We start from the raw sequence: 24,241 nt of genomic DNA on the forward strand, positions 1-24,241 counted from the left end.
GCCGTCGCTCAGGCCCCGACGAGCACGTCCTCGAGGACGCGCATGGGCCACGAGCCCTCGGCGCCGGGACCCGGCAGGCCCTGCTCGGCGCGCCAGAGGTTGTACCCCGCAGCCCAGCGGCGGTGCGCGGCGACCTGGCGCTCGTGCAGGACGTCGAGGTCGGTCTCGGCGAGCTCGGGGAAGCAGCGTGCGAGGGCGCCGAGCACGTCCAGGGTCGCCCGGACGTCGACGTCGGCGGTGTGCAGCCTGTCCTCCTGCTCGACCTCGTAGTGCGCGCACAGGTCGCCGAGGCGGCGCTTGCCGCGGCGGTAGCGGTCGAACGCGCGGTCCAGCACGAGCGGGTCGAGGACCACGCGGACGTCGCGCGCGATGCGGTCGGCGAGCGTCGGGAGGGCGTGGCGACGCAGCTCGGCGTCGAGCAGCGAGAGGTCGAACGACGCGTTGAAGGCGACGACCGGCTCCCCGCGCAGCAGCGCGTCGGCGAGCATCCCCGCGATCTGGTCGAGCGCACCGCGCGGCGGACGGCCGTGACGCCGCGCGTGGTCCGTCGTGATCCCGTGGATCGCGGCGGCCGCCTCGGGGATCTCGACACCCGGGTCGATGAGCCAGGACGTGACCGTCGTCGTCGTCCCCTCACGGTGCACGAGCGCCGCCGTGACGATGCGGTCCGTGCCGACGTCGACCCCCGTCGTCTCCGTGTCGAACCCCATGACCGGCCCGTCGACCCAGCCCATGCGACCACCTCCGTCGCCCGCACTGTGCCAGCGGGCACCGACAGGCCGGTGGTGCCGCGCCGGTAGCCTGTGCGCGTGAGCAACGAGATCGAGATCGGCCGTGGCAAGCGCGGTCGTCGCGCGTACTCCTTCGACGACGTGGCCGTGGTGCCCTCGCGCCGCACGCGCGACCCGGAGGAGGTGTCGACGGCCTGGCAGATCGACGCGTACCACTTCGACCTGCCGATCGTCGCCGCGCCGATGGACTCGGTCATGAGCCCCGCGACGGCGATCGCGGTCGGCCGGCTGGGCGGGCTGGGCGTGCTCGACCTCGAGGGCCTGTGGACGCGGTACGAGGACCCGACCCCGCTGCTCGACGAGATCGCGGACCTGGCGCCCGACGTCGCGACGGCACGCATGCAGGACATCTACGCGGCGCCGATCCAGCCGGAGCTCATCACCGAGCGGCTCAAGGAGGTCCGTGACGCGGGCGTCACGGTCGCCGGTGCGCTCTCGCCGCAGCGGACGCAGCAGCTGTGGCGCACGGTGGTCGACGCGGGCGTCGACCTGTTCGTCATCCGCGGGACGACGGTCTCGGCCGAGCACGTCTCCGGCGTCGCGGAGCCGCTCAACCTCAAGCGGTTCATCTACGAGCTCGACGTGCCCGTCGTCGTCGGCGGCGCCTCGACGTACACCGCGGCCCTGCACCTCATGCGGACGGGTGCCGCGGGCGTCCTCGTGGGCTTCGGCGGCGGCGCCGCGCACACGACCCGGACGACGCTCGGCATCCACGCCCCGATGGCGACCGCGGTCGCCGACGTCGCCGCGGCGCGGCGCGACTACCTCGACGAGTCGGGCGGCCGCTACGTCCACGTGATCGCCGACGGCGGCGTCGGGCGGTCCGGGGACCTCGTCAAGGCCGTCGCGTGCGGCGCCGACGCCGTGATGCTCGGGGCCGCGCTCGCGCGGGCCGCCGAGGCGCCGGGGCAGGGCTGGCACTGGGGTCCCGAGGCGCACCACCCGCAGCTGCCGCGCGGCGAGCGCGTCGAGGTCGGCACCGCGGGGACGCTCGAGGAGATCCTCTTCGGGCCGGGCCGTCAGGCCGACGGGACGCTCAACCTCGTCGGTGCGCTGCGCCGCGCGCTCGCGACGACGGGGTACTCGGACCTCAAGGAGTTCCAGCGCGTCGAGGTCGTCGTCTCGCCCTACCAGCCGCGCTGAGCCGCGGCCGCGGCTCACCCCCGTCGGGCAGCCGCTGCACACCACACCCGCCCCGTCGTCCTGCCGGACGGCGGGGCGTCGTGCTGGGCGCCGGGGCGGGCTCCGTGCGCGGCGTCAGGCCGGCCGGGCCGAACCATGGACATACCGTGATCATCCGGACACAGTGGGTCGGATCGGTCACCCAACCCCCTGGGTGGCCGGCTCAGTTCTCGAGGAGGAGAACGATGAGGCACCTGCGACCCACGTCAGCCACTGCCGCCACGACCGCAGCCGCCGCGCTGCTGCTCGCCGGCGCCACCTCCGCCGCGGCGGACCCACCCCCCGGCATCCCCCCGGCGCACGCTGCGAGCAGCCCGCAGACGGTGGTCGACGGTCTCGCCGGGCCGCTGTCCTTCGACGTCACGCCCGACGGCACGGTGTACGTCGGCCAGGCCTTCGCGGGGCTCGTGACGCGCGTCTCGCGGACGGGTGAGCGCACGGACCTCGTCGCGACCGAGGGCGCGGGCGTCGGCGCGGTGTCGTACTCCCGCGGCACGCTGACGTGGGCCGAGCGGACGGACGAGGACTTCGTCGTGACGTCCGCGGTCCTCGTCCGGCGCGCGGCCGACGGCTCCGAGCAGACCGTCGACGTCCTCGCGTACGAGGCGGGCGCGAACCCGGACCAGGGCAACACGTACGGCATCCAGGGGCTCTCCGAGGAGTGCGCGGCGAGCCTGCCGCCCGAGGTCGCCCCCTTCCTCCTGCCGTACACGGGCCAGGTGGACTCGAACCCCTACGCGTCGGTCACGGTCGGCGGGACGACGTACGTCGCCGACGCCGGCGCCAACGCGGTCCTCGCGGTGTCGGCCGACGGCGAGGTCTCCACGGCGGCGGTGCTCCCGCCCGTCCCGATCGAGATCACCGCAGGCTTCGCGGAGTCCTTCGGGCTGGACGCGTGCGTCGTCGGGCTCGAGTACTGGGCCGAGCCGGTCCCGACGGACGTCGAGGTCGGCCGGCACGGGGTGCTCTACGTGTCCTCGCTGCCCGGCGGGCCCGAGGACGGGAGCCTCGGGGCCAACGGCGGCGTGTTCACCGTCGACCCGCGCACGGGCGACGTCGACCTGGTCCACCGCGGGTTCCTCGGTGCGACCGACCTCGCCGTCGCACCCGACGGGACCGTGTACGTGACCGAGTTGTTCGGCGGGCGGCTCTCGGCGATCACGCGGACGGGCGAGGTCCGGACGGTGGCCGAGCTCACCGAGCCGGCGGCCGTCGAGTGGCAGCGCGGACGTCTGTACGTCGCGACCGGCGCGTTCGGCGACGGCTCGATCGTGACGATGATGCCGGCCCGCCCGGCGAGCTGACGGCGCGCCGTCCGGCCCGCCGGGCGGCGCCCGACCACCGCCGACGCCCCGCGTCCCTCCGAGGGTCGCGGGGCGTCGGCGTGCCCGCCCCGACGTCGCGGGTCCCGCCCCGCAGGGCGCGGCGGCACCCGCGCCCGGCGGTCCGTGCCGGCCATTGCGCCCAGGCCGCCAGGGGCGTTCAGTGGAGCAGGGGCGGCTGCGGACGAGGCCGTCACGTGGCGGGCTCGACGGTCGGCCGCCGGCCGTCGCGGCCGGACCGGGACCTCCGTCCCCCTTCGCAGGTCTTGACGCCGGGCAGAATCAGAACTAAACAAAGCCAAAGCAACATGCAAACGGACACGGTGCGGTGCCGGTGACGGGCCGCCCTCGGGGGAGAGGCCTCTCCCCGCCGATCGGACGGAGCCGGTGTGTACGCGACGGAGCGGCAGCAGCAGATCCTCGGGATCGCTCGCGAGGCGGGACGGGTCGAGGTGAAGGACCTCGCCGAGCAGCTCGACGTCACGCCGGAGACCGTGCGCCGCGACCTGACCTCGCTCGAGCGCCTCGGTCTCGTCCGGCGCATGCACGGCGGAGCGATCCCGGTCGAGCGGCTGGGCTTCGAGCCGGGGATCGCCGACCGCGAGAGCGTCCACGCGGCCGAGAAGGAGCGCATCGCCAAGCGCGCGCTCGACGAGCTGCCCGAGGAGGGCTCGATCCTCCTCGACGCGGGGACGACGACGGTGCGCCTCGCCGAGATGCTGCCGACGGACCGCGAGCTGACCGTCGTCACGCACGCGCTGCCGGTCGCGACGATCCTCGCGACGCGGCCGGGCATCACGCTGCACCTCGTGGGCGGCACGGTCCGCGGCCGGACGCTCGCCGCCGTCGGCCACTGGGCGCAGCGCCAGCTCGCCGACATCCACGTCGACGTGGCGTTCCTCGGGACCAACGGGCTGACCGTCGAGCACGGGCTCACGACCCCGGACCTGGCGGAGGCGGCCGTCAAGCGCGCGCTCACCGCGGCGGCGCAGCGCGTCGTCGTGCTCGCCGACCGCACCAAGCTCGGCCGCGTCGACTTCGCGCAGGTCGCGCCGCTCTCGACGGTCGACACGCTGATCACGGACACCGGGGTCGACCCGGAGCTGCTCGGCGACCTCGAGCGCCACGTCCGGGTGGTGACCGCATGATCGTCACCGTCACGCCCAACCCGAGCCTCGACCGGACGTTCGAGCTCGACGCGCTCGTGACCGGCCAGGTCAACCGCGCACGGTCGGTGCACCACGACGCGGGCGGCAAGGGCATCAACGTGAGCCGCGCGCTCGCGCGCCACGGCGTCCCGACGACGGCGGTCCTGCCGGCGGGCGGACCGGTCGGGGACCGCCTCGTGGCGATGCTGCGGGAGGTCGGCGTCGAGGCGGTCGGCGTCCCGGTCGCGGGGGAGACGCGCACCAACGTCACGCTCGTCGACGCGGCCGGCGTGACGACCAAGGTCAACGCGGGCGGCCCGGCGCTGACGGCCGACGAGGTCGACGCGCTGGTCGACGCGGTCGAGCGGCTCGTCGCCCTCCGTCCGCGCGCCGTCGTCGCCGCGGGCAGCGTGCCCGGCGGGGCCGCGGCGGACCTGTACCCCCGTCTCGCGCGGATCGCGTCCGAGGGTGGCACCCCGTTCGTGCTCGACACGTCCGGGCAGACCCTGGTCGACGCCGTCGCGGCGGGCGGCATCGCGCTGCTCAAGCCCAACGACGACGAGCTCGCCGAGCTCGTGCGGGCGCGGCTGCGGACCGTCGGCGACGTGGTCGCCGCGGCGCGCCAGGTGCAGGCGGCGGGTGTCGCCGAGCTGCTCGTGAGCCTCGGCGCGCACGGCGCGCTGCTCGTCACGCCCGACGACCACTGGTGGGCGGGCGGCCCGCCCGTCGTCCCGCTCTCGACCGTCGGCGCGGGGGACACCGCCCTCGCCGGCTTCCTGTCCGTCGACCCGTCGACCGGCCCGTCCGCGGACGCCGACGACGGGCACGCGCGCCGCCTGCGCACGGCCGTCGCGTGGGGCCGCGCCGCGGTCCTGTGCCCCGGCAGCGCCGTCCCGGCACCCGAGGACGTCCATGAGGACGTCGTCCGCGTGCTGCACCGACCCGATCCGTCACTCGCCCTCGAGGAGCTCCGATGACCACCCCGTCCACCCCGCTGATCACACGCGACCTCGTCGCGGTCGACGTCGTGGCGGCCGACCGCGACGACGTCACGCGGCGCCTCGTCGACCTGCTCGTCGCGGCCGGGCGCGTGACCGACGCCGAGGGGTTCCTCGCCGACGTCCGGGCGCGCGAGGCGCAGATGGCGACCGGCATGCCGGGCGGCATCGGTCTGCCGCACGCGCGCTCCGAGCACGTGACGGTCCCGAGCCTCGCCGTCGCCAAGGTGCCCGGCGGCGTGGACTTCGGGGCGCCCGACGGCCCCGCCACGCTCGTCTTCCTCATCGCCGCACCCGCCGCCGGGGGCAGCGACCACCTGCAGATCCTCGCCGCGCTCGCACGGCGCCTGGTCCACGAGTCCTTCCGCACCTCGCTGCACGAGGCGCCCGACGCGGCGACCGTCGCCGCGATCGTCACCCGAGAGGTCGTCCCGTCATGAAGTTCGTCGCCGTCTCCTCGTGCCCCACGGGCATCGCGCACACCTACATGGCCGCCGAGGCCCTCGAGCAGGCCGGCCGCGCCGCCGGCCACGAGGTCGTCGTCGAGACGCAGGGTGCGGCGGGCTCGCAGCCGCTCGACCCCGCCGTCATCGCGGCCGCCGACGGCGTCATCTACGCCGCCGACCTCGAGGTCCAGAACCGAGAGCGCTTCGCGGGCAAGCCGTTCGTGGACGTCGGCGTGAAGAAGGCCGTCCACGACGCACCCGGCGTGCTCGCCGCCGCGATCGCCGCGGTCGAGGCCGCGCCCGCGCCGTCGTCGGGGGCCGCGCCCGCACCCGTCGCCGCCGCGCCGGCGACCCGCACGGTCGGTGTCGGGACCCGCATCCGCCAGTACCTCATGACCGGCGTGTCGTACATGCTCCCGTTCGTCGCCGCGGGCGGCATCCTCATCGCGCTGGGGTTCATGCTGTCGTCGGTCGCGTGGGCCGAGAACGGCGCGATCGAGGTCACGGCGGTCCCCGCCGAGACGCTGTGGACCGCGTTCCAGTGGACCAACCTCGAGCACTGGGCCGTCCTGCTGTTCCAGACCGGCGCGCTGGCATTCGGCTTCCTCGTGCCCGCGCTGTCGGCGTACATCGCGTACGCCATCGCCGACCGGCCGGGCATCGCGCCGGGCTTCGTCGGCGGCGCGATCGCGGGCCTGGTCGGCGCGGGCTTCCTCGGCGGCATCGCGACCGGGTTCATCGCGGGGTTCGTGGCCCTGTGGCTGGCACGCCGTGCCGTCCCCAAGGGGTTCCGCGGCATCATGCCGGTCGTCGTCATCCCGCTCGTCACGACGCTCGTCGTCGGCATCGCGACGTTCCTCGTCGTCGGGCCGCCCATGAAGGCGATCAACGACGGGCTGTCGAGCTGGCTCAACGGGCTCACGGGCGGGGCGCTCGTGCCGCTCGGGATCATCCTCGGCCTCATGATGTGCTTCGACCTGGGCGGACCGGTCAACAAGGTCGCCTACGTGTTCGCGACGACGGGCCTGGCGAACGCCGCGGGAGACGCCGCGGCGACCGAGGCGCGCGTCATGGCGGCAGTGATGGCCGCCGGCATGGTGCCGCCGCTCGCGATCGCCCTCGCGACGTCCGTGCGCGGGCGTCTGTTCACCGAGGCCGAGCGCGAGTCGGGCAAGTCCGCCTGGCTGCTGGGCGCGTCCTTCATCTCCGAGGGTGCGATCCCGTTCGCGGCGGCGGACCCGCTGCGCATGCTGCCGTCCTTCATGATCGGCGGCGCGGTCACGGGCGGCCTGACGATGGCGGTGGGGAGCGGGCTCGTCGCCCCGCACGGCGGCATCTGGGTCACGCCCCTGATCAGCGTCCCGCTGCTGTTCCTGCTCGCGCTCGCCGCCGGTACGGTCGTCAGCGCGCTCGCGGTCGTCATCGCGAAGAACATCGGTCGGAGCCCGCAGGAGGACGTCCTGGACGAGACGGAGAGCGTCGCTGCGCTCGCCGGCTCGCGCTGAGCGGCCGACCACCGCAGCAGCACCCGCCTCACCCGACTCACCCCGTCACACCACGCCACACCCGCACACCACGACCCGGGAGGGCCACCCATGGCACAGCGCACCGTCACCGTCGCGTCGAAGGTCGGGCTGCACGCCCGTCCGGCCGCGATCTTCGCCCAGCGAGCCGCCGCGGCCGGCGTCCCCGTGACCATCGCGCGGCCCGGCGGCGCCCCCGTCGACGCCGCGAGCGTGCTCATGGTCATGACGCTCGGCGTGCCGCACGGCGAGGACGTCGTGCTCGAGGCCGACGGCGACGGGGCGGAGGCCGCCCTCGACGACCTCGTCGCCGTCCTCGCGACCGACCTCGACAGCGAGGACGCGCCGCCGCCCGCCGGCGCGGGGGCGTGACGACCGTGGCCGGCGTGCTGCACGGGACCGGGGTGGGCCGCGGCGCCGTCGTCGGTCCCGTGGTCCAGGTCCACGGGGCCCCCGAGATCGACCCGCAGGAGCAGGTCGGGGCCGACGCCGCGGACGCGCACCGGGTCATGGCCGAGGCGTTCGACGCGGTCGCGGCCCGGCTCGGCGAGCAGGCGGCCGCCGCGCGGGGCACCCTCGCCGAGGTGCTCGGGGCGACCGCCCAGATGGCGGCGGACCCGGCCCTGCGGGCCCAGACGCTCGCCCGGGTCGACGCGGGAGAGCCCGCCGTCGCCGCGCTGGACGCGGTGGTCGACGGGTTCGCGGCGATGTTCGAGCAGGCCGGCGGCTACCTCGCCGAGCGCGTCACGGACCTGCGCAGCGTGCGCGACCGCGTCGCCGCGCACGCGCTGGGCAGACCCGCTCCGGGGGTGCCGGTGCTCGAGCGCGCGTCGGTCGTCGTCGCCGACGACCTGGCACCCGCCGACACCGCGGGCCTGGACCTGGCGCTGACGCTCGCGCTCGTGACGGAGCGTGGCGGGCCGACCGGCCACACGGCGATCATCGCGGGCCAGCTCGGCATCCCGTGCGTCGTGCAGGTGCGCGGTGCGACGGACCTGCCGGAGGGCACCGAGGTCGCGGTCGACGCCGCGGCCGGCGTCCTCACGGTCGACCCCGACGACGCCGTGCGCGCCGCCGTCGAGTCGCGGCGCGTCGCGCTCGCGCAGCTCGGTGAGGACACCGCGCCGGGTCGCACGGCCGACGGGCACGACGTCGCGCTGCTCGCCAACATCGGCACCGCGGAGGACGCCGAGCGGCTCGTCGACGCCGCCGTCGAGGGGGTGGGCCTGTTCCGCACCGAGGTGCTGTTCCTCGGCCGCGACGCGGCACCCACCGAGGACGAGCAGGTCGCGACGTACGCGCGCGTGCTCACCGCGCTCGGGCGCCGCAAGGTCGTGCTGCGGACGCTCGACGCGGGGGCCGACAAGCCGCTGCCGTTCGTCACCCAGCCGGGCGAGGAGAACCCCGCGCTCGGCGTGCGCGGGTACCGCCTGGTCCGCGTGGCCGAGGAGCTGCTGCGCACCCAGCTGCGCGCCGTCGCGCGTGCCGCCGAGCAGACGGGCACCGACCCGTGGGTCATGGCCCCCATGGTCGCGACGGCCGACGAGGCGCGGCGGTTCGCCGAGCTCGCGCGCGAGGCGGGCGTCCGGACGGTCGGCGTCATGGTCGAGGTGCCCGCGGTCGCCCTGCGCGCGCGCGACGTCCTCGCCGAGGTCGACTTCGTGTCGCTCGGGACCAACGACCTCGCGCAGTACACGATGGCGACGGACCGCCTGCGCGGCGAGCTCGCCGACCTGCTGGACCCGTGGCAGCCGGCCGTGCTCGACCTGGTCGCCCTCACGGCGGACGGCGGCCGTGCGGCCGACCGTCCGGTCGGGGTGTGCGGCGAGTCCGCGTCGGACCCGCTGCTCGCCCTCGTGCTGGTCGGGCTCGGCGTGACGAGCCTGTCGATGGCGCCGTCGGCCGTCCCGGGCGTGCGGTTCGCGCTCGGTCGGCACACGCTCGAGCGCTGCCGCGAGATGGCCGCCGCGGCCCGTTCCGCACGGACCGCGGTCGACGCGCGTGCGGCGTGCCTCGCGCTCGCGGACGCCGACGTGCGCGAGGTGCTCGCGCTCGGCTGAGCGGCCTCTGACTGCAGGCCCGACCGCACCTCCGCCACCGCCCTCACGGGTGGTCGCGGGGGTGCTGTCGGTGGCCGGTCGTAGCCTGGCGGGCATGAGCCACAGCGACGTGCTGGACCCCGAGACGGACCCCGCGGCCACCTGGGCGCTCGACCCGCAGGACGTGCGCCGGCTCACGGCACGCGTCGTCGCGGCCGGGGACGGTCGCGATGCGGCACGGTCGGTGACCGTGCGGAGCCCGCTGACGGGCGCGCCGCTCGCCGAGCTGCCGCTGTCGACGCCCGCGGACGTCGCGGCGGCGGTCGAGCGCGCGCGGGCCGCGCAGCGCGCGTGGGAGCAGGTCCCCGTCCGGGACCGCGCGCGGGTGCTCGCCCGGGTGCACGACCTGGTGCTGGCCCGGCGGTCGGAGGTCATCGACCTCGTCCAGCTCGAGAACGGCAAGGCGCGCGTCGGTGCGTACGAGGAGGTCGCCGACGTCGCGCTCGTGGCGAGCCACTACGCGCGCCGGGCCGGGCGCCACCTCGCTCCGCGGCGCGTCCCGGGCCTCCTCCCCGGCCTCACGCGCACCGTCGTGCACCACCGCCCCGTCGGGGTCGTGGGTGTCGTCGCGCCGTGGAACTACCCGCTCACGCTGGTGCTCGGCGACGCGCTCCCCGCGCTGGTCGCGGGCAACGCGGTCGTCGTCAAGCCCGACCCGCAGACGTCGTTGACGGCCCTGTGGGCCGCCGCGCTGCTCACCGACGCCGGGCTGCCCGACGGCCTCGTCCAGGTGGTCACGGGCGACGGGCCCACGGTGGGCTCGGCGCTCGTCGACCACGTGGACCACGTGCTGTTCACCGGCTCGACGCCGACCGGGCGCGTGGTCGCGCAGCGGGCCGCGGGCCGGCTCGTCGGCGCGTCGCTCGAGCTCGGCGGCAAGAACGCGCTCTACGTGACCGACGACGTGGACGTCGAGGTCGCGGCCGAGGGCGCCGTCCGGTCGTGCTTCGCGGGCACCGGGCAGCTGTGCGTCTCGATCGAGCGCCTCGTCCTGCACGAGGCGGTCGCCGACGCGTTCCTCGCGGCCTTCGTCCGGCGCGTGCGCGCTCTGCGGCTCGGCGCCGCGCTGGACTACTCGGCCGATGTCGGCTCGCTCACCTCCGCGGCGCAGCTCGAGCGCGTCGAGCGTCACGTGCACGACGCCGTCGGGCGCGGCGCGACCGTCCTGACCGGGGGCGTCCACCGCACCGACGTCGGACCGCTGTTCTACGAGCCGACCGTCCTCGACCGCGTCCCGGACGGCGCCCTCGTGGCGACGGAGGAGACGTTCGGGCCCGTGGTCACGGTGCACCGGGTCGCCGACGACGACGCCGCCGTGCGGCTCGTCGACGCGACGCCGTTCGGGCTCGCCGCGAGCGTGTGGTCGCGCGACGTGCGTCGCGGGCGGCGCGTCGCGGAGCGCGTGCGGTGCGGGATCGTCGCGGTCAACGAGGGCTACATGGCGGCCTGGGGGTCGACGGCGGCCCCCATCGGCGGCGTCAAGGACTCGGGGTCCGGCCGGCGGCACGGGCGGGAGGGGCTCCTGGCGACGACCTGGACCCAGACGGTCGCCGTGCAGCACGGGACCCACCACGGCCTCGGCCTGGGCAGGCTGCTCGCGATGCCCGGCGAGCGCTGGACAGAGCTGTTCACGCAGGCGCTGCGCGTGAGGCACCGGATCGGCCTCTGAGGCCGCGCTGAGCGTGCCGGTCGGGGACGGCGGCCGACAGGCCTGTCGCGGCGGTCGTGTTAGTGACTAACATGCAGCCATGGACCGAGCACGGGCGACGCGCGAGCGCCTCCAGGCGGCAGCGCTGACGCTCTTCACCGAGCGCGGCTTCGACGCGACGACGGTCGAGCAGGTGGCGGCCGCGGCGGGCGTGTCCCACATGACGTTCTTCCGGCACTTCCGCACCAAGGAGGACGTCGTCCTCGACGACCCCTACGACGAGGTCATCGCCGACGCCGTGCTCGCGCAGGACCCGGGCCTGCCCCCACTCGAACGCGTGCGGCGTGCCCTCCTCGCGGCGTGGTCGGCGCTGCCCGAGCCCGCGACCGGCGAGACGCGCGACCGCGTACGGCTCGTCGCGGGCCACACCGGGCTGATGGCGCGCGCGTGGCAGAACAACCGACGGACGGCCGACCTGGTCACGCAGGCGCTCGTCGACGACGGCGTCACGCTGCTCGAGGCGCGCGTCGCGGCGGGAGCGTGCCTCGGGGCGCTCATGGAGGCGCTCCTGCTGTGGGGCGGCGGCGACGACGACCGGCCCCTCGGGGACCTCGTCCGGGACGCGCTCGCGCCGCTCGGGCTCGGGTCGGCGGCGCGCGCATGAGCGTCCTGCTGCGCCTCGCCGGCGTCCGCCGCGCGTTCGGCGACCTCGTCGCCGTCGACGACCTCGACCTCGACGTCCGGGAGCGCGAGGTGCACGCGCTCGTCGGCCTCAACGGCGCGGGCAAGAGCACCGTGATGCGGCTCGCGCTCGGGATGCTGGCGCCCGACCGCGGGACGGCCACCGTCTCGAGCGGGTCCGGCCCCGTTGCGGCGTGGCGTGCGCCCGCGGAGACCTGGCGCGGCGTCGGCCACCTCGTCGAGGCCCCGTTCGCCTACCCCGAGCTCACCGTGACGGAGGCGGTGGTCGCCGCGGCCCGGCTGCGCGGGCTCGGGCGCGCCGAGGCGCGGGCCGCCGCAGAGATGGCCGTCGAGGCGCTGGGCCTCGCGCCCTGGGCGCGACGGCGCACCGGGACGCTCTCGCAGGGCAACCGTCAGCGGCTCGGGCTCGCGTGCGCGAGCGTGCACCGGCCGAGGCTCCTCGTCCTCGACGAGCCCACCACCGCGCTGGACCCCGCGGGCGTCCTCCTCGTGCGGCGGTGGCTGCGCGTGACGCGGTCCGCCGGGGCGGGCGTGCTGGTCTCGAGCCACCACCTCGACGAGGTCGCGCGGATCGCCGACCGGATCACCGTGCTGCACCGCGGCCGGGTCGCCGGCACGCTGCCGCCGGGCGGGACCGACCTCGAGCGCCGGCTGTTCGCCGTCGTCGCGCGCGCCGACGGGCTCGACCCGACGGACGCGCCCGACGGCCCTGACGCGCTCGTCGAGGAGGTCCGGCCGTGAGCGGCTCGTCGTTCGTCGCCGCGTGGGAGGTCGAGACGCTCGTGCTCCGGCGCTCGGGTGCCGCCCGGACCGCGGCACTCGTCGTGGTGCTCGGCACGGTCGCCCTGAGTGCGGCGTTCACGGCGGTCGCGCTCGGCGACGGGGACAGCCAGATGGCGCTCAAGGTGCGGCCGATGCTGCAGGGGACGGGGTGGGTCGCCTACCTCGGGATGCTCGCCCAGGTCCTGTCCGTCGCGGTGCTCCTGGCCGCGGGCGTCGTCGTCGCCTGGACCGTGGGACGGGAGTTCACCGACGGCACGGTGACCGGCCTGCTCGCGACGCCCACGTCGCCGCGGACGGTCGTGCTCGCGAAGCTCGGCGCGGTGCTCCTCGGCTCGGTCGGGGCGGTCGTGCTCGCGGTCGCGCTCGCCGTGCCGGTCGGTGTCGCGACGGGGCTCGGCCCTCCCGACGGCGCAGCCCTCGGCGCCGCGCTGCGGACGACCGCGGTCGGTTCGCTCGCCGCGGTGCTCGCGCTCCCGGTCGCGCTCGTCGCGAGCGTCCGCAAGGGCTACCTCGCGGGCGTCGGTGCGCTGCTCGGCGTCGTCGTCGTGACGCAGGTCGCGACGGTGGCGGGCGCGGGCGCGTGGTTCCCCTGGGCGGCGCCGGGGCTGTGGGCGGGCATGGGCGGCGCGGCGGCCGCAGCCGCGGTCCAGCCGGTCCACCTCGCGCTCGGCCCCGTCGTCGGCGGCCTCGGCGTCCTCGCGACGGCGTGGTGGTGGGGGCGCGCCGAGCTCGGCTAGGGCCGGCGCCGGGGACGTGTCTCGGCCGGCGTCCCCGCGCCGTCCCCGCGTCAGGTGTCGAGGACGGCGCGGTCTCGTCCGGTGGTCTTGGCCTGGTACATGAGGTGGTCGGCGCGGGCCAGGACGGAGTCGGCGGGTTCGCCGGGTCGGCGGGTGGCGGCGCCGATGCTGATGGTGACGCGCAGGCCGGGGGCGATGTCGTCCCAGGGGTGGGCGGCGAGGCTGTCGCGGATGCGGGTGCACACGCGGGTGGTGGTGTCGGGGTCGTCGGAGTCGGCGAGCAGGACGGCGATCTCCTCCCCGCCGAAGCGGGCGACGAGGTCGGTGCCGCGGACGGCGGCGGAGACGACCTGGGCGACCTGGCGCAGGACCTCGTCGCCGACGAGGTGGGAGTAGCGGTCGTTGACGTGCTTGAAGTGGTCCAGGTCGCCGATGAGGCAGGTGAGGCGGGCGTCGGGGGCGGCGGTGCGGGCCTTGATGGCCTGGTCGAAGCTGCGGCGGTTGGCCAGGCCGGTCAGGGGGTCGTGGGCGGCCTCGTGGGCCAGGACGCGGTTGGCGAGCTCGAGCTGCTCGGCCTTGAGGCGTTCCATCTCGGCGGTGAGCTCGGCGCGTTCGAGGTCGCGCTGGGCGTTCAGGGCGCGGGCGCGTCGCTCGGCGGACTCGTCGCGGTGCGCGAGCGTCGCCGTCAGCAGCTCCCGGTGCGCCGCCAGCGCCGAGACCGCGTCACCCCGGTCCTCGTGGACCGTCACGAGCTCGGCGAGCAGCTCGACGCGCTCCTGGGCGCGCAGCAGGGCGTGCGTCGCGTCGATGCCGCGGGTCAGCTCGGCGATCGCGGTGTCCCAGTCGCCCAGCAGCCGCGCCAGACGCGCCTTGGCGACCGTCAGGTGCAGGTGGAGCGACGTCGTGCGTGCCGCCTCGTGGTGCTCGGCCGCCTCCGTGATGCACTCCTGCGCCTCGGCGAGCCGGTCGCCGGCCATGAGCGCGCGGGCCTGGTGGACCAGGCTCTCGCCGAGCAGCCGCGAGCTGCCGCCGTCGGCGCACGCGTGCTCGACCGCGCGGGCGGCCGTCTGCGTGGCGGCCTCGGCGAGGCTGAGCGCGAGCTCGGGGTCCGTGTCGACGAGGGCCTCGCTCTCGGCGACGTCGAGCAGTGCCAGACGGGACAGCCCCGCCGACAGGCCGAACTGGTCGCCGAGCCGAGCGAACCCCGCGCACGCCTCGTGCAGCAGCTCGCGGGCCCGGTCGGGGAACAGACCCATCTCCTGGAACCGCACGCCGAGCTGGTGCAGCGCGAACGCGACGCCGGGCTCGTCGTCGACCTCGCGGCACGCGGCGAGCGACTGCTCGAGCAGCTCCATCGCGGCCTCGTCGTCGCCGAAGCCCGCGTAGACCGCGCCGAGCCCGCCGAGGGTCCGCGCTGCGCACACGCGGTCGCCCAGCTCGTGCGCGAGCGCCTGCGCGCGCTCCATCGCGGCGAGCGCCTCGGTGTCCTGCGCGAGCAGGTGGTGCGCGAGGCCCACGTGGAAGCTCGCGCACATCTCGGTCCGCAGGTCGCCCGCGGCGCGCGCGTCGTCGAGGACGACGGTCCCCTCCGCGACGCACACGGCCGGTGCGGCGTCGGCGAGGTGCGCGAGACGCTCGACCGCCTCGACGGTGCCACCGCACGCACGTCCGCACGTCGTCGTCATGTCCGTCCCATCGACCGGTCGACACCGCGCCTGAGGGCCGCGTCCCGCGGAGGTCGCGGGCGTGGGGACGACGCTCCCTCCGAGCGGCCCGTCACGGCTCGTCGAGGACGGCGCGGTCTCGTCCGGTGGTCTTGGCCTGGTACATGAGGTGGTCGGCGCGGGCCAGGACGGAGTCGGCGGGTTCGCCGGGTCGGCGGGTGGCGGCGCCGATGCTGATGGTGACGCGCAGGCCGGGGGCGATGTCGTCCCAGGGGTGGGCGGCGAGGCTGTCGCGGATGCGGGTGCACACGCGGGTGGTGGTGTCGGGGTCGTCGGAGTCGGCGAGCAGGACGGCGATCTCCTCCCCGCCGAAGCGGGCGACGAGGTCGGTGCCGCGGACGGCGGCGGAGACGACCTGGGCGACCTGGCGCAGGACCTCGTCGCCGACGAGGTGGGAGTAGCGGTCGTTGACGTGCTTGAAGTGGTCCAGGTCGCCGATGAGGCAGGTGAGGCGGGCGTCGGGGGCGGCGGTGCGGGCCTTGATGGCCTGGTCGAAGCTGCGGCGGTTGGCCAGGCCGGTCAGGGGGTCGTGGGCGGCCTCGTGGGCCAGGACGCGGTTGGCGAGCTCGAGCTGCTCGGCCTTGAGGCGTTCCATCTCGGCGGTGAGCTCGGCGCGTTCGAGGTCGCGCTGGGCGTTCAGGGCGCGGGCACGTCGCTCGGCGGACTCGTCGCGGTGCGCGAGCGTCGCCGTCAGCAGCTCCCGGTGCGCCGCCAGCGCCGACGCGAGGTCGCCGCGCATCTCGTGGGCGACGACGAGCTCGCCCAGCAGGCGCACGCGCTCCGAGCCCCGCACGAGCGTGTCGGCCGCCGCGAGCCCGGCGACGAGCTCCGCGACCGCCAGGTCGAGCTCGCCCCGCAGGCGGTGGAGGCGGCCGCGCGTGAGGACGACGTGCAGCGCGACCTGCGGGACCTCGAGCCCGTCCGCGACGGCCGCGGCCTCGCGCAGGTGCGTGTCGGCGTCGTCGAGGCGGCCGCACGCGAGGAGCGCCCCGGCCAGGCGCACGAGGCTCTCGGCGAGCAGCCGCGGGTTCGGCTCACCCGACCGGGCGTGGTCGACGGCCTGCTCGGCGCTGCGCACCGCGGCCGCCGCGAGGGCGTGCGCGAGCTCGGGGTCCGACGGCGCGACCTGGTCGGCCTCGGCGAGGTCGAGCGTGGCGAGGTGCAGCAGGCTGTCGGCCTGGCAGTGGCGGTGCCCGGTCGAGGCGAACACGCGCCGCGACTCGTCGAGCAGCTCGCGCGCCCGGTCGGGGAACAGGCCGACCTCCAGGAGCGACAGCCCCAGGTTGTTGAGCGACACCGCGACGCCGAACTGGTCCTCGATCTCCTGGCGGATCGCGAGCGAGCGCTCCTGGAGCTCGATGGCGGACTCGAAGTCGCCGAAGCCGGCGTGCACGGTCCCGAGGCCGCAGATCGCGCTGGCCTCCCAGACGCGGTCGCCGATCTCCTGGGCGAGCGCGAGCGAGCGCTCCATCGCGCTGAGCGCCTCGACGTCGCGCGACAGGAGCCGGTGCGCGTAGCCGATGAAGTACGTGATCCGGACCTCCGCGAGCCGGTCGCCCAGCCGCTGCGCGAGGGCGAGCGCGCGCTCGGCGTGCGGGAGCACGTCGCCCGGGCGTCCGTCCGCGGCCCGCTCGACGAGGTCGACGAGCCGCGCGAGCTCGTCCTCGGGGGTCTCGGTCGGTGCCCCCGGTGCGACGACCCGCGGCTCGGTGGGTGCCCCCGGTGCGACGACGGACGCCTCGGCCGGCGCGGGTCGTGCAGGGGAGGGCAGGACGGCGGGGGCGACGTCGCGCGCCTCGTCACCGGCAGCGTCGGTGCTGACCGGGCGACGGACAGGTGTCATGCGGGTCCTATCGGCAGGGGGAGCGCTCCCCTGAGCGGGTACGCGCGAGGCCAACCGGACGGGTGACCCGTCGCCGGGTGGCCCTCCGGCCCTGCTCAGGGCCCGGCCAGGGGCCCTGAGCAGAACCGGGTCGGCATCGGGACTCAGCCCTCGGCGACCGCGACGGCCTGCCGGGCGATCTCGAGCTCCTCGTTGGTGGGGATCACCATCACGGTGACCTCGGCGCCGTCGGGGGAGATGACCGTCTCGGTCTTCTTCCGGCCCGCGTTGCGCTCGGGGTCGACGACGATGCCGAGCCGCTCGAGCCCGCTGAGCGCCTCGAGCCGCACGACGTCGTCGTTCTCCCCGACCCCCGCGGTGAACACGACGGCGTCGACGCGGCCGAGCTGCGCGTAGTACGCGCCGACGTAGTGCCGCAGCCGGTGGCAGTAGACCTCGAGCGCGAGCGCCGCGTCGTCGTCGCCCGCCTCGATCGCGGCGTGGAGGTCGCGCAGGTCGTTGACGCCCGCGAGCCCGAGCAGGCCCGAGCGGCGGTTGAGGAGCGTGTCGATGTCGTCGGTGCTCATGCCCGCGACCCGCTGGAGGTGGAAGATCACCGCCGGGTCGATGTCCCCGGACCGCGTGCCCATGACGAGGCCCTCGAGCGGGGTGAGGCCCATCGACGTCTCGACCGACCGGCCCCCCGCGACCGCGGTGATCGACGCGCCGTTGCCCAGGTGGGCGACGATGACGTTGACGTCCTCGGGCTCCTTGCCCAGCAGTGCCGCGGCGCGGCGAGAGACGTACGCGTGCGACGTCCCGTGGAAGCCGTAGCGGCGCACGCCGTGCTCGCGCGCGACCTCCCGGTCGATCGCGTACGTGTACGCCTCGGGCGGCAGGGTGCTGTGGAACGCGGTGTCGAAGATCGCGACGTGCGGCAGGTCGGGGAACGCGGCGCGGGCGGCGCGGATGCCGGCGACATTCGGCGGGTTGTGCAGCGGGGCGAGCGGCGAGAGCGCGTCGATCGCCGCCTCGACCTCGTCGTCGACGAGCGTCGGCGCCGTGAAGCGGTCGCCGCCCTGCACGACGCGGTGCCCGACGGCGACCGGGCGCAGCTCGTCGAGCGACGGACCGACCTCGCGGAACAGGTCGAGGACGGCCTGCACGCCGGCCGTGTGGTCCGGGATCGGCTGCGTGCGCTCGGTGCGGCCCCCCGGCCCCTCGTGGCGCAGCGAGCCCTCGGCCTCGCCGATGCGCTCCACGAGCCCGACGGCGGACGCCTCGCCCGTGGTCGCCTCGACCAGCTGGTACTTGATCGACGACGATCCGGAGTTGAGGACGAGGACGTGCTTCACCGGGCGGCTCCTTCGGGGGCGGTGGTCGGGGTCGGGCTGTCGACGTCGGCGGGTGCCGTGGCCGGGCCGTCGCCCGCTGCCGTGGCCGCGTCAGCGGCCGTCGCGGCGGCGAGCGCCTGCGCCTGGATGGCCGTGATCGCGACCGTGTTGACGATGTCCTGCACGAGCGCGCCGCGCGACAGGTCGTTCACGGGCTTGCGCAGGCCCTGCAGCACGGGGCCGATCGCGACGGCGCCGGCCGAGCGCTGGACGGCCTTGTAGGTGTTGTTGCCCGTGTTGAGGTCCGGGAAGATGAACACCGTCGCCCGGCCCGCCACGGTGGAGTCGGGCATCTTCGTCTTCGCGACGGACGCGTCGACGGCGGCGTCGTACTGGATCGGCCCCTCGACGTCGAGGTCGGGGCGCCGCTCGCGCACGAGCGCGGTCGCGGCGCGGACCTTCTCGACGTCGGGGCCGGTGCCGGACTCGCCCGTCGAGTACGAGAGCATCGCGATGCGCGGCTCGATGCCGAACTGCGCCGCGGTCTGGGCGGACGAGATCGCGATGTCGGCGAGCTGCTCGGCGGTCGGGTCGGGGTTGACGGCCGCGTCGCCGTAGACGAGCACGCGGTCCTCGAGGCCCATGAGGAAGACGCTCGAGACGATCGACGTGCCGGGCACCGTCTTGATGATCTCGAACGCGGGCTTGATGGTGTGCGCGGTCGTGTGGACGGCGCCCGAGACCATGCCGTCGGCGAGGCCGAGCTGGACCATGAGGGTGCCGAAGTACGACACCGAGGAGACGATCTCGCGCGCGCGCTCGACCGTCATCCCCTTGTGCTTGCGCAGCTCCGCGTACTCGTGCGCGAACCGCTCCGCGAGCTCGCCCTCCTTGGGGTCGACGATCGTCGCCGCGCTGATGTCGAGGCCGAGCTCGGTCGCGCGGGCTCGGATCGCGGCCTCGTTGCCGAGGATCGTCAGGCGCGCGACCTGCCGCTGGAGCAGCGTGCTCGCGGCCCGCAGGATGCGGTCGTCGTTCCCCTCGGGCAGGACGATGTGCTTGCGGTCGCTGCGCGCCCGGTCCAGGAGCTGGTACTCGAACATGAGGGGCGTGACGACGGACGGGCGCGCGACGTCGAGCCGCGCGAGGAGCGTCTCGCCGTCGACGTGCCGCTCGAACAGCGCGAGCGCCGTGTCGACCTTGCGCTGCGAGTCGGCGGTGAGCCGCCCGCGCGTCCCGGCCGCCGCGTTGGCGCTGCGGAAGGTCCCCAGCTCGGTCCGGATGATCGGGAGCCGCTGACCCAGCCCGTTGACGAGCCGCGCGATGACCGACGGCGGGTAGAACCCGCCGTTGAGGATGATGCCCGCGAGCGACGGGAAGCCCTCGGCCGCGTGCGCCATGAGCAGGCCCAGCAGGACGTCGGACCGGTCGCCCGGCGTGATGATGACGGCGCCGTCGGTGAGCTTCTCGAGGAGGTGCTCGACCGACATCGCGCCGACCAGCAGGTCGAGCGCCTCACGCGAGAGCAGCTCCTCGTCGCCGGCCTCGAGCCGTCCGCCGACGGCCTCCATCAGGGCGCGGACCGTCGGCGCGGAGAGCAGCTGGTCGTCGGGGAGGGCCCACGCGGGCAGGTCGCCGCCGAGCGCGTGCTTGACCTGGACCAGCTGGGCGGGCTCGCAGCGGTTCGCGACGACGCCGATGACCTCGGCGTGGTTCGCGCGCAGCTCACCGACCATGACGTCGGCGACCTGGCGCACGTCCTCGGGGCGTCGGCCCGCGGCCCGGACGACGGCGAGCACGGGGGCGCCGAGGTTCGCGGCGATGCGCGCGTTGTACGACAGCTCGGTGGGCCCGGCGACGTCGGTGTAGTCCGTCCCGACGATCACGACGACGTCGCAGCTGCGCTCGACCTCGTGGTACCGGTTGACGATGCGGGAGAGCGCGGCCTCGGGGTCCGCGTGGACCTCCTCGTACGTGACGCCCACGCAGTCGTCGTAGGTCAGGTCGACGCCGTCGTGCGCGAGCAGCAGCTCGAGGACGTAGTCGGCCTGGTCGGTCGACCGTGCGACGGGGCGGAACACGCCGACGCGGAGCACCGAGCGGGACAGCAGGTCGAGCACGCCCAGCGCGATCGTCGACTTGCCGGTGTCGCCCTCGGCCGAGGTGATGTAGATGCTTCGTGCCACGCGTCCGTCCTCCGTCAGGGCTCAGCCGTCGGCCGCCGCCGGGTGCGGGTCGCGCACCCGGCGGCGGCCGTCGACGTGAGTTCCGTCGTCACTCGTTGTCGCCACCGGTGGCGGCGCTGGCCGAGATGCGGTCGGCCTGGGGGCCGCCGACCTCCGTCGCGGTCTGCCCGGCGTCGGGCCAGACCCAGTCGCGCACCTCGGGGATGTCCTCCCCGTGGTCGCGCGTGTACTGCCGTGCGCGCAGGCGCGCGTCGACCATGTCCTGCCGCAGCTCGGCCGCGCGGGTCCCGAGGTGGGGGACGCGGTCGATGACGTCGATCACGAGGCGGTACCGGTCGAGGTCGTTGAGCATGACCATGTCGAACGGCGTCGTCGTCGTGCCCTCCTCCTTGTACCCGCGCACGTGCAGGTTGCCGTGCCCCGTGCGCCGGTAGGTGAGGCGGTGGATCAGCCACGGGTAGCCGTGGTACGCGAAGATGATCGGCTTGTCGGGCGTGAAGAGCGTGTCGAACTCGCGGTCGCTGAGCCCGTGCGGGTGCTCGCGCTCGTCCTGCAGTCGCATGAGGTCGACGACGTTGACCACGCGCACGTTGAGGTCGGGCAGGTGCCGCCGCAGGATGTCCGCGGCTGCGAGCACCTCGAGCGTCGGGACGTCGCCCGCGCAGCCGAGGACGACGTCGGGGTCCTCGCCGCGGCCCTCGGTGCCCGCCCACTCCCAGATGCCGAGCCCGCGTGCGCAGTGCGCGACGGCCTCGTCCATCGTGAGGAACGTCGGGCCGGGCTGCTTGCCCGCGACGACGACGTTGACGAGGTTCCGGCTGCGCAGCACGTGGTCGTACGTGACCAGCAGCGTGTTGGCGTCCGGCGGCAGGTACACGCGGACGATCTCGGCCTTCTTGTTGACCACGTGGTCGATGAAGCCGGGGTCCTGGTGGGAGAAGCCGTTGTGGTCCTGGCGCCACACGTGCGACGTCAGGAGGTAGTTGAGCGACGCGATGGGCCGCCGCCACGGGATCTCCCGCGTCACCTTGAGCCACTTGGCGTGCTGGTTGAACATCGAGTCGATGATGTGGATGAACGCCTCGTAGCAGCTGAACACCCCGTGCCGGCCGGTGAGCAGGTAGCCCTCGAGCCAGCCCTGGCACTGGTGCTCCGAGAGCACCTCGAGCACGCGACCCGCCCGCGCGAGGTTGTCGTCGCGGGGGATGATCTCGGCGTCCCACTGCTTGTCGGTGACCTCGAAGACCGCCTGGAGGCGGTTCGACGCGGTCTCGTCGGGGCCGACGATGCGGAAGTTGCTCGGGTTCGCCTCGACGACGTCCCGCAGCCACTGCCCGAGCACGCGCGTCGCCTCGACGATCGTCGCGCCCGGTGCGGGCACGTCGACGGCGTGCGCCCGGAAGTCCGGCAGCCGCAGGTCGCGCAGCAGGAGGCCGCCGTTGGCGTGCGGCGTCGCGCTCATCCGGAGGTCGCCGGCCGGGGCGAGGCGCGCGATCTCCGGCTCGAGGCGTCCCGTCGCGTCGAACAGCTCCTCGGGCCGGTACGACCGCAGCCACCCCTCGAGCACGTGGAGGTGCTCCTCGGTGTCGCGCGCGGACGCGAGAGGGACCTGGTGCGAGCGCCACGAGTCCTCGACCTGCTTGCCGTCGATGACGGGCGGGCACGTCCAGCCCTTCGGGGTCCGCAGGATGATCATGGGCCAGCGGGGACGCTCGGTGAGGGACCCGTCCCGTGCCGCCTGCTTGATCTCGGCGATCTCGTTGAGCACCTCGTCGAGCACCTGCGCCATGCGCTGGTGGACGATCGCGGGGTCCTCGCCGTCGAAGCCGCCCGAGACGACGTACGGCGTGTGGCCGTAGCCGCGCATGAGCTCCAGGAGCTCCGACTCGGGAATCCGCGCGAGCACCGTGGGGTTGGCGATCTTGTAGCCGTTGAGGTGCAGGATCGGGAGCACGACGCCGTCGGCGAGCGGGTCGACGAACTTGTTGGAGTGCCAGCTCGTGGCGAGGGGTCCGGTCTCGGCCTCGCCGTCGCCGACGACGGCCGCCACGAGCAGGTCCGGGTTGTCGAACGCGGCGCCGTAGGCGTGCGACAGCGCGTAGCCGAGCTCGCCGCCCTCGTGGATCGAGCCGGGCGTCTCGGGTGCGACGTGGCTGGGGATGCCGCCGGGGAAGGAGAACTGGCGGAAGAGCTTCCGCATGCCCTCGCTGTCCTGCGTGACGTCGGTGTAGACCTCGGAGTAGGTGCCGTCGAGGTACGCGTTGGCGACGAGGCCGGGCCCGCCGTGGCCCGGTCCGGTGATGTACAGGGCGGACTGCGACCGCTCGATGATCGCGCGGTTGAGGTGCGCGTAGAGGAAGTTCAGGCCCGGGGTCGTGCCCCAGTGGCCGAGCAGCCGCGGCTTGACGTGGTCGCGGTGCAGCGGCTCGGCGAGCAGCGGGTTGTCGAGCAGGTAGATCTGACCCACCGACAGGTAGTTGGCCGCGCGCCACCAGGCGTCGACGCGTGCCAGCGTCGCGTCGTCGAGCGGCGTCACGTCTCGCGTGGACCAGCTCTGTCGGCTGTCCAGGACCTCTGTCATGCGCTTCCTCCTGCGGCCGGAGGCGGCGGTGCCGCCGTCGGTGCCAGCGTTGCGGGGCGGCACCGACAAGACATGGGACGTTTGTACCCGGTCGCGCATGGGGCCCGTGCCGGGGTCGTGCTCGTGCGGTGGCGTACGTCACGCCCATGCCACCACATCGGACGACGCGGCGCAGCACTCCGACGGTGCGGATCGCCGACGACGTCGCTGGTCGGGCGGGCCGACGGCCCACCGACGGCCCGCCGAGGTGCGCGGGGTACCGTGGCGGCGTGGACGCGCGCGAGACCAGGCACGCCGTCGGCTCCGACGGCCGTCCGCGCCTCGGCTTCTGGCGCGTCGCGCTCACGCCGCGGATGGTCGGCCTGCTCCTGCTCTTCCTCGGCGTCGCGGCCGTCTGCGGACGCCTCGGCGTGTGGCAGCTCGACCGAGCGGTCGAGCGCAGCGAGCAGAACGCCGCGGTCCGCGCCGCGGAGCTCGAGTCGTCGCCCGGTGACCCGCTCGACGAGGTCCTCGCACCGCAGCAGACGTTCGCGGGCGAGCTCGTGGGCCGCAAGGTCGAGGTGAGCGGTCGGTTCGAGGGCCGGACGCTCCTCGTGCCCGGTCGCGCACGGGGCGACGACGTCGGCTTCCTCGTCCTCGACGCGTTCCGCGTCGACGAGGGAGGGGTGCTCGCGGTGGTCCGCGGGTGGGTCGCGGACCCGGTCGCCCCGCCGGCGCCCGAGGGCCCGGTCACGATGACCGGCTTCCTCCAGGCGGGGGAGGCGTCGGAGCCCGGACCGCAGCCCGAGGGGCGGATCGGTGCGATCAGCCCGGGCGAGCTCGTGAACCGCTGGGGCGGCCCGATCTACAGCGGCTACCTCGTGGCCGCGGACCCGGGTCCCGGCGTCGGGAAGCTCCCGCCGCCCTCAGTGCCCGGGGCGGGGCTGAACCTCCAGAACCTCGCGTACGCGGTCCAGTGGTGGATCTTCGGCGGGTTCGCCGTGCTGCTGTGGTCGCGCCTCGTGCGCGACGAGGTCCGTGCGCTCGCGGAGGAGGCCGCGGAGGCCGAGGACGACCGCGACGGGGCGCGTGTCGCGGAGGCGCCCGGTGGTGGCGGACGCCGTCCCCACGACGGCGGCGAGGACCACACCCCCGGTGGGCCTGACGTGCACGCCTCGCCGACCGGGGCCGACGACGGCTCGCCGTCGGCCCCCGACCGGTCGCCCGCGGTGTGAC

19 protein-coding genes are annotated in these 24,241 nt (G+C 75.2%); 13 read left to right on the forward strand and 6 right to left on the reverse strand.

Going from position 1 to position 24,241, the window contains the following annotated elements; genetic code table 11:
* Positions 1–8: 8 nt before the first annotated feature.
* Entirely contained in the window at positions 9–734 is a 726-nt protein-coding gene (locus IEV86_RS12350) for an exonuclease domain-containing protein (protein WP_043607810.1), read from the reverse strand.
* A gap of 75 nt (positions 735–809) precedes the next feature.
* Between IEV86_RS12350 and IEV86_RS12355 the strand changes: the two genes are divergently transcribed.
* The 12 genes from IEV86_RS12355 (at position 810) to IEV86_RS12410 (ending at position 13,379) form a co-directional block, all read left to right on the forward strand.
* Positions 810–1,934, forward strand: a complete 1,125-nt coding sequence (locus tag IEV86_RS12355; RefSeq protein ID WP_043607830.1) for a GuaB3 family IMP dehydrogenase-related protein — start codon at positions 810–812, stop codon at positions 1,932–1,934.
* A gap of 224 nt (positions 1,935–2,158) precedes the next feature.
* Entirely contained in the window at positions 2,159–3,277 is a 1,119-nt protein-coding gene (locus tag IEV86_RS12360; RefSeq protein WP_052426339.1) for a ScyD/ScyE family protein, read from the forward strand.
* A gap of 407 nt (positions 3,278–3,684) precedes the next feature.
* Positions 3,685–4,443, forward strand: coding sequence for a DeoR/GlpR family DNA-binding transcription regulator (locus IEV86_RS12365; RefSeq protein ID WP_043609337.1), 759 nt, complete (start codon positions 3,685–3,687; stop codon positions 4,441–4,443).
* Positions 4,440–5,420 carry a 1-phosphofructokinase family hexose kinase gene (locus IEV86_RS12370; protein WP_043609334.1) on the forward strand — a complete coding sequence of 327 codons (981 nt, stop codon included), beginning with the start codon at positions 4,440–4,442 and terminating at the stop codon, positions 5,418–5,420. Before IEV86_RS12365 ends, IEV86_RS12370 begins: the two co-directional genes overlap by 4 nt.
* Positions 5,417–5,881, forward strand: a complete 465-nt coding sequence (locus tag IEV86_RS12375) for a PTS sugar transporter subunit IIA (RefSeq protein WP_043609330.1) — start codon at positions 5,417–5,419, stop codon at positions 5,879–5,881. Before IEV86_RS12370 ends, IEV86_RS12375 begins: the two co-directional genes overlap by 4 nt.
* Positions 5,878–7,392: a PTS fructose transporter subunit IIC gene (locus IEV86_RS12380; protein ID WP_043609327.1), complete on the forward strand. Its 1,515-nt coding sequence runs from the start codon at positions 5,878–5,880 to the stop codon at positions 7,390–7,392. The genes IEV86_RS12375 and IEV86_RS12380 overlap by 4 nt, the downstream gene beginning before the upstream one ends.
* 90 nt (positions 7,393–7,482) lie before the next feature.
* The gene (locus IEV86_RS12385; protein WP_043609323.1) at positions 7,483–7,782 is read left to right on the forward strand and encodes an HPr family phosphocarrier protein; all 300 of its coding nucleotides are present in this window, start codon (positions 7,483–7,485) and stop codon (positions 7,780–7,782) included.
* Between the two features lie 14 nt (positions 7,783–7,796).
* Positions 7,797–9,470 (forward strand): phosphoenolpyruvate--protein phosphotransferase, encoded by a 1,674-nt coding sequence (gene ptsP, locus IEV86_RS12390; protein WP_052426504.1) that lies wholly within the window; start codon positions 7,797–7,799, stop codon positions 9,468–9,470.
* A 94-nt stretch (positions 9,471–9,564) separates the two neighbouring features.
* Positions 9,565–11,178: a succinic semialdehyde dehydrogenase gene (locus IEV86_RS12395; RefSeq protein WP_043609341.1), complete on the forward strand. Its 1,614-nt coding sequence runs from the start codon at positions 9,565–9,567 to the stop codon at positions 11,176–11,178.
* A 79-nt stretch (positions 11,179–11,257) separates the two neighbouring features.
* Positions 11,258–11,821 carry a TetR family transcriptional regulator gene (locus IEV86_RS12400; protein WP_043609318.1) on the forward strand — a complete coding sequence of 188 codons (564 nt, stop codon included), beginning with the start codon at positions 11,258–11,260 and terminating at the stop codon, positions 11,819–11,821.
* Entirely contained in the window at positions 11,818–12,600 is a 783-nt protein-coding gene (locus tag IEV86_RS12405; protein WP_188484680.1) for an ABC transporter ATP-binding protein, read from the forward strand. The genes IEV86_RS12400 and IEV86_RS12405 overlap by 4 nt, the downstream gene beginning before the upstream one ends.
* Positions 12,597–13,379, forward strand: coding sequence for an ABC transporter permease (locus tag IEV86_RS12410; RefSeq protein ID WP_043610635.1), 783 nt, complete (start codon positions 12,597–12,599; stop codon positions 13,377–13,379). Before IEV86_RS12405 ends, IEV86_RS12410 begins: the two co-directional genes overlap by 4 nt.
* A gap of 50 nt (positions 13,380–13,429) precedes the next feature.
* Here the strand turns inward: IEV86_RS12410 and IEV86_RS12415 are convergent, their stop codons facing one another.
* From IEV86_RS12415 to IEV86_RS12435, 5 genes are all read right to left on the reverse strand, one after another.
* The gene (locus IEV86_RS12415) at positions 13,430–15,064 is read right to left on the reverse strand and encodes a tetratricopeptide repeat-containing diguanylate cyclase (protein ID WP_188484681.1); all 1,635 of its coding nucleotides are present in this window, start codon (positions 15,062–15,064) and stop codon (positions 13,430–13,432) included.
* 91 nt (positions 15,065–15,155) lie between these two features.
* Positions 15,156–16,946, reverse strand: a complete 1,791-nt coding sequence (locus IEV86_RS12420; RefSeq protein ID WP_188484682.1) for a diguanylate cyclase — start codon at positions 16,944–16,946, stop codon at positions 15,156–15,158.
* Between the two features lie 143 nt (positions 16,947–17,089).
* Positions 17,090–18,280, reverse strand: coding sequence for an acetate/propionate family kinase (locus IEV86_RS12425; protein WP_043610100.1), 1,191 nt, complete (start codon positions 18,278–18,280; stop codon positions 17,090–17,092).
* Entirely contained in the window at positions 18,277–20,445 is a 2,169-nt protein-coding gene (pta, locus tag IEV86_RS12430; protein WP_043610103.1) for a phosphate acetyltransferase, read from the reverse strand. Before pta ends, IEV86_RS12425 begins: the two co-directional genes overlap by 4 nt.
* Positions 20,446–20,533: 88 nt before the next feature.
* Positions 20,534–23,026: a phosphoketolase family protein gene (locus IEV86_RS12435; RefSeq protein ID WP_043608470.1), complete on the reverse strand. Its 2,493-nt coding sequence runs from the start codon at positions 23,024–23,026 to the stop codon at positions 20,534–20,536.
* Positions 23,027–23,295: 269 nt separating this feature from the next.
* On the opposite strand from IEV86_RS12435, the gene IEV86_RS12440 reads away from it, so the two are divergent.
* Positions 23,296–24,240 carry an SURF1 family protein gene (locus tag IEV86_RS12440; RefSeq protein ID WP_229734624.1) on the forward strand — a complete coding sequence of 315 codons (945 nt, stop codon included), beginning with the start codon at positions 23,296–23,298 and terminating at the stop codon, positions 24,238–24,240.
* Position 24,241: the final 1 nt, after the last annotated feature.

Origin of the sequence: Cellulomonas carbonis (assembly GCF_014636275.1) — a bacterium.
GTDB lineage: Bacteria > Actinomycetota > Actinomycetes > Actinomycetales > Cellulomonadaceae > Actinotalea > Actinotalea carbonis.

Excerpts from the sequence above, each read along its gene's own strand:
- IEV86_RS12350 (WP_043607810.1), bottom strand. The coding sequence starts at position 734 with ATGGGCTGGGTCGACGGGCCGGTCATGGGGTTCGACACGGAGACGACG.
- IEV86_RS12360 (WP_052426339.1), top strand. The coding sequence starts at position 2,159 with ATGAGGCACCTGCGACCCACGTCAGCCACTGCCGCCACGACCGCAGCC.
- IEV86_RS12370 (WP_043609334.1), top strand. The coding sequence starts at position 4,440 with ATGATCGTCACCGTCACGCCCAACCCGAGCCTCGACCGGACGTTCGAG.
- IEV86_RS12375 (WP_043609330.1), top strand. The coding sequence starts at position 5,417 with ATGACCACCCCGTCCACCCCGCTGATCACACGCGACCTCGTCGCGGTC.
- IEV86_RS12380 (WP_043609327.1), top strand. The coding sequence starts at position 5,878 with ATGAAGTTCGTCGCCGTCTCCTCGTGCCCCACGGGCATCGCGCACACC.
- IEV86_RS12385 (WP_043609323.1), top strand. The coding sequence starts at position 7,483 with ATGGCACAGCGCACCGTCACCGTCGCGTCGAAGGTCGGGCTGCACGCC.
- IEV86_RS12395 (WP_043609341.1), top strand. The coding sequence starts at position 9,565 with ATGAGCCACAGCGACGTGCTGGACCCCGAGACGGACCCCGCGGCCACC.
- IEV86_RS12400 (WP_043609318.1), top strand. The coding sequence starts at position 11,258 with ATGGACCGAGCACGGGCGACGCGCGAGCGCCTCCAGGCGGCAGCGCTG.
- IEV86_RS12405 (WP_188484680.1), top strand. The coding sequence starts at position 11,818 with ATGAGCGTCCTGCTGCGCCTCGCCGGCGTCCGCCGCGCGTTCGGCGAC.
- IEV86_RS12415 (WP_188484681.1), bottom strand. The coding sequence starts at position 15,064 with ATGACGACGACGTGCGGACGTGCGTGCGGTGGCACCGTCGAGGCGGTC.
- IEV86_RS12420 (WP_188484682.1), bottom strand. The coding sequence starts at position 16,946 with ATGACACCTGTCCGTCGCCCGGTCAGCACCGACGCTGCCGGTGACGAG.
- IEV86_RS12435 (WP_043608470.1), bottom strand. The coding sequence starts at position 23,026 with ATGACAGAGGTCCTGGACAGCCGACAGAGCTGGTCCACGCGAGACGTG.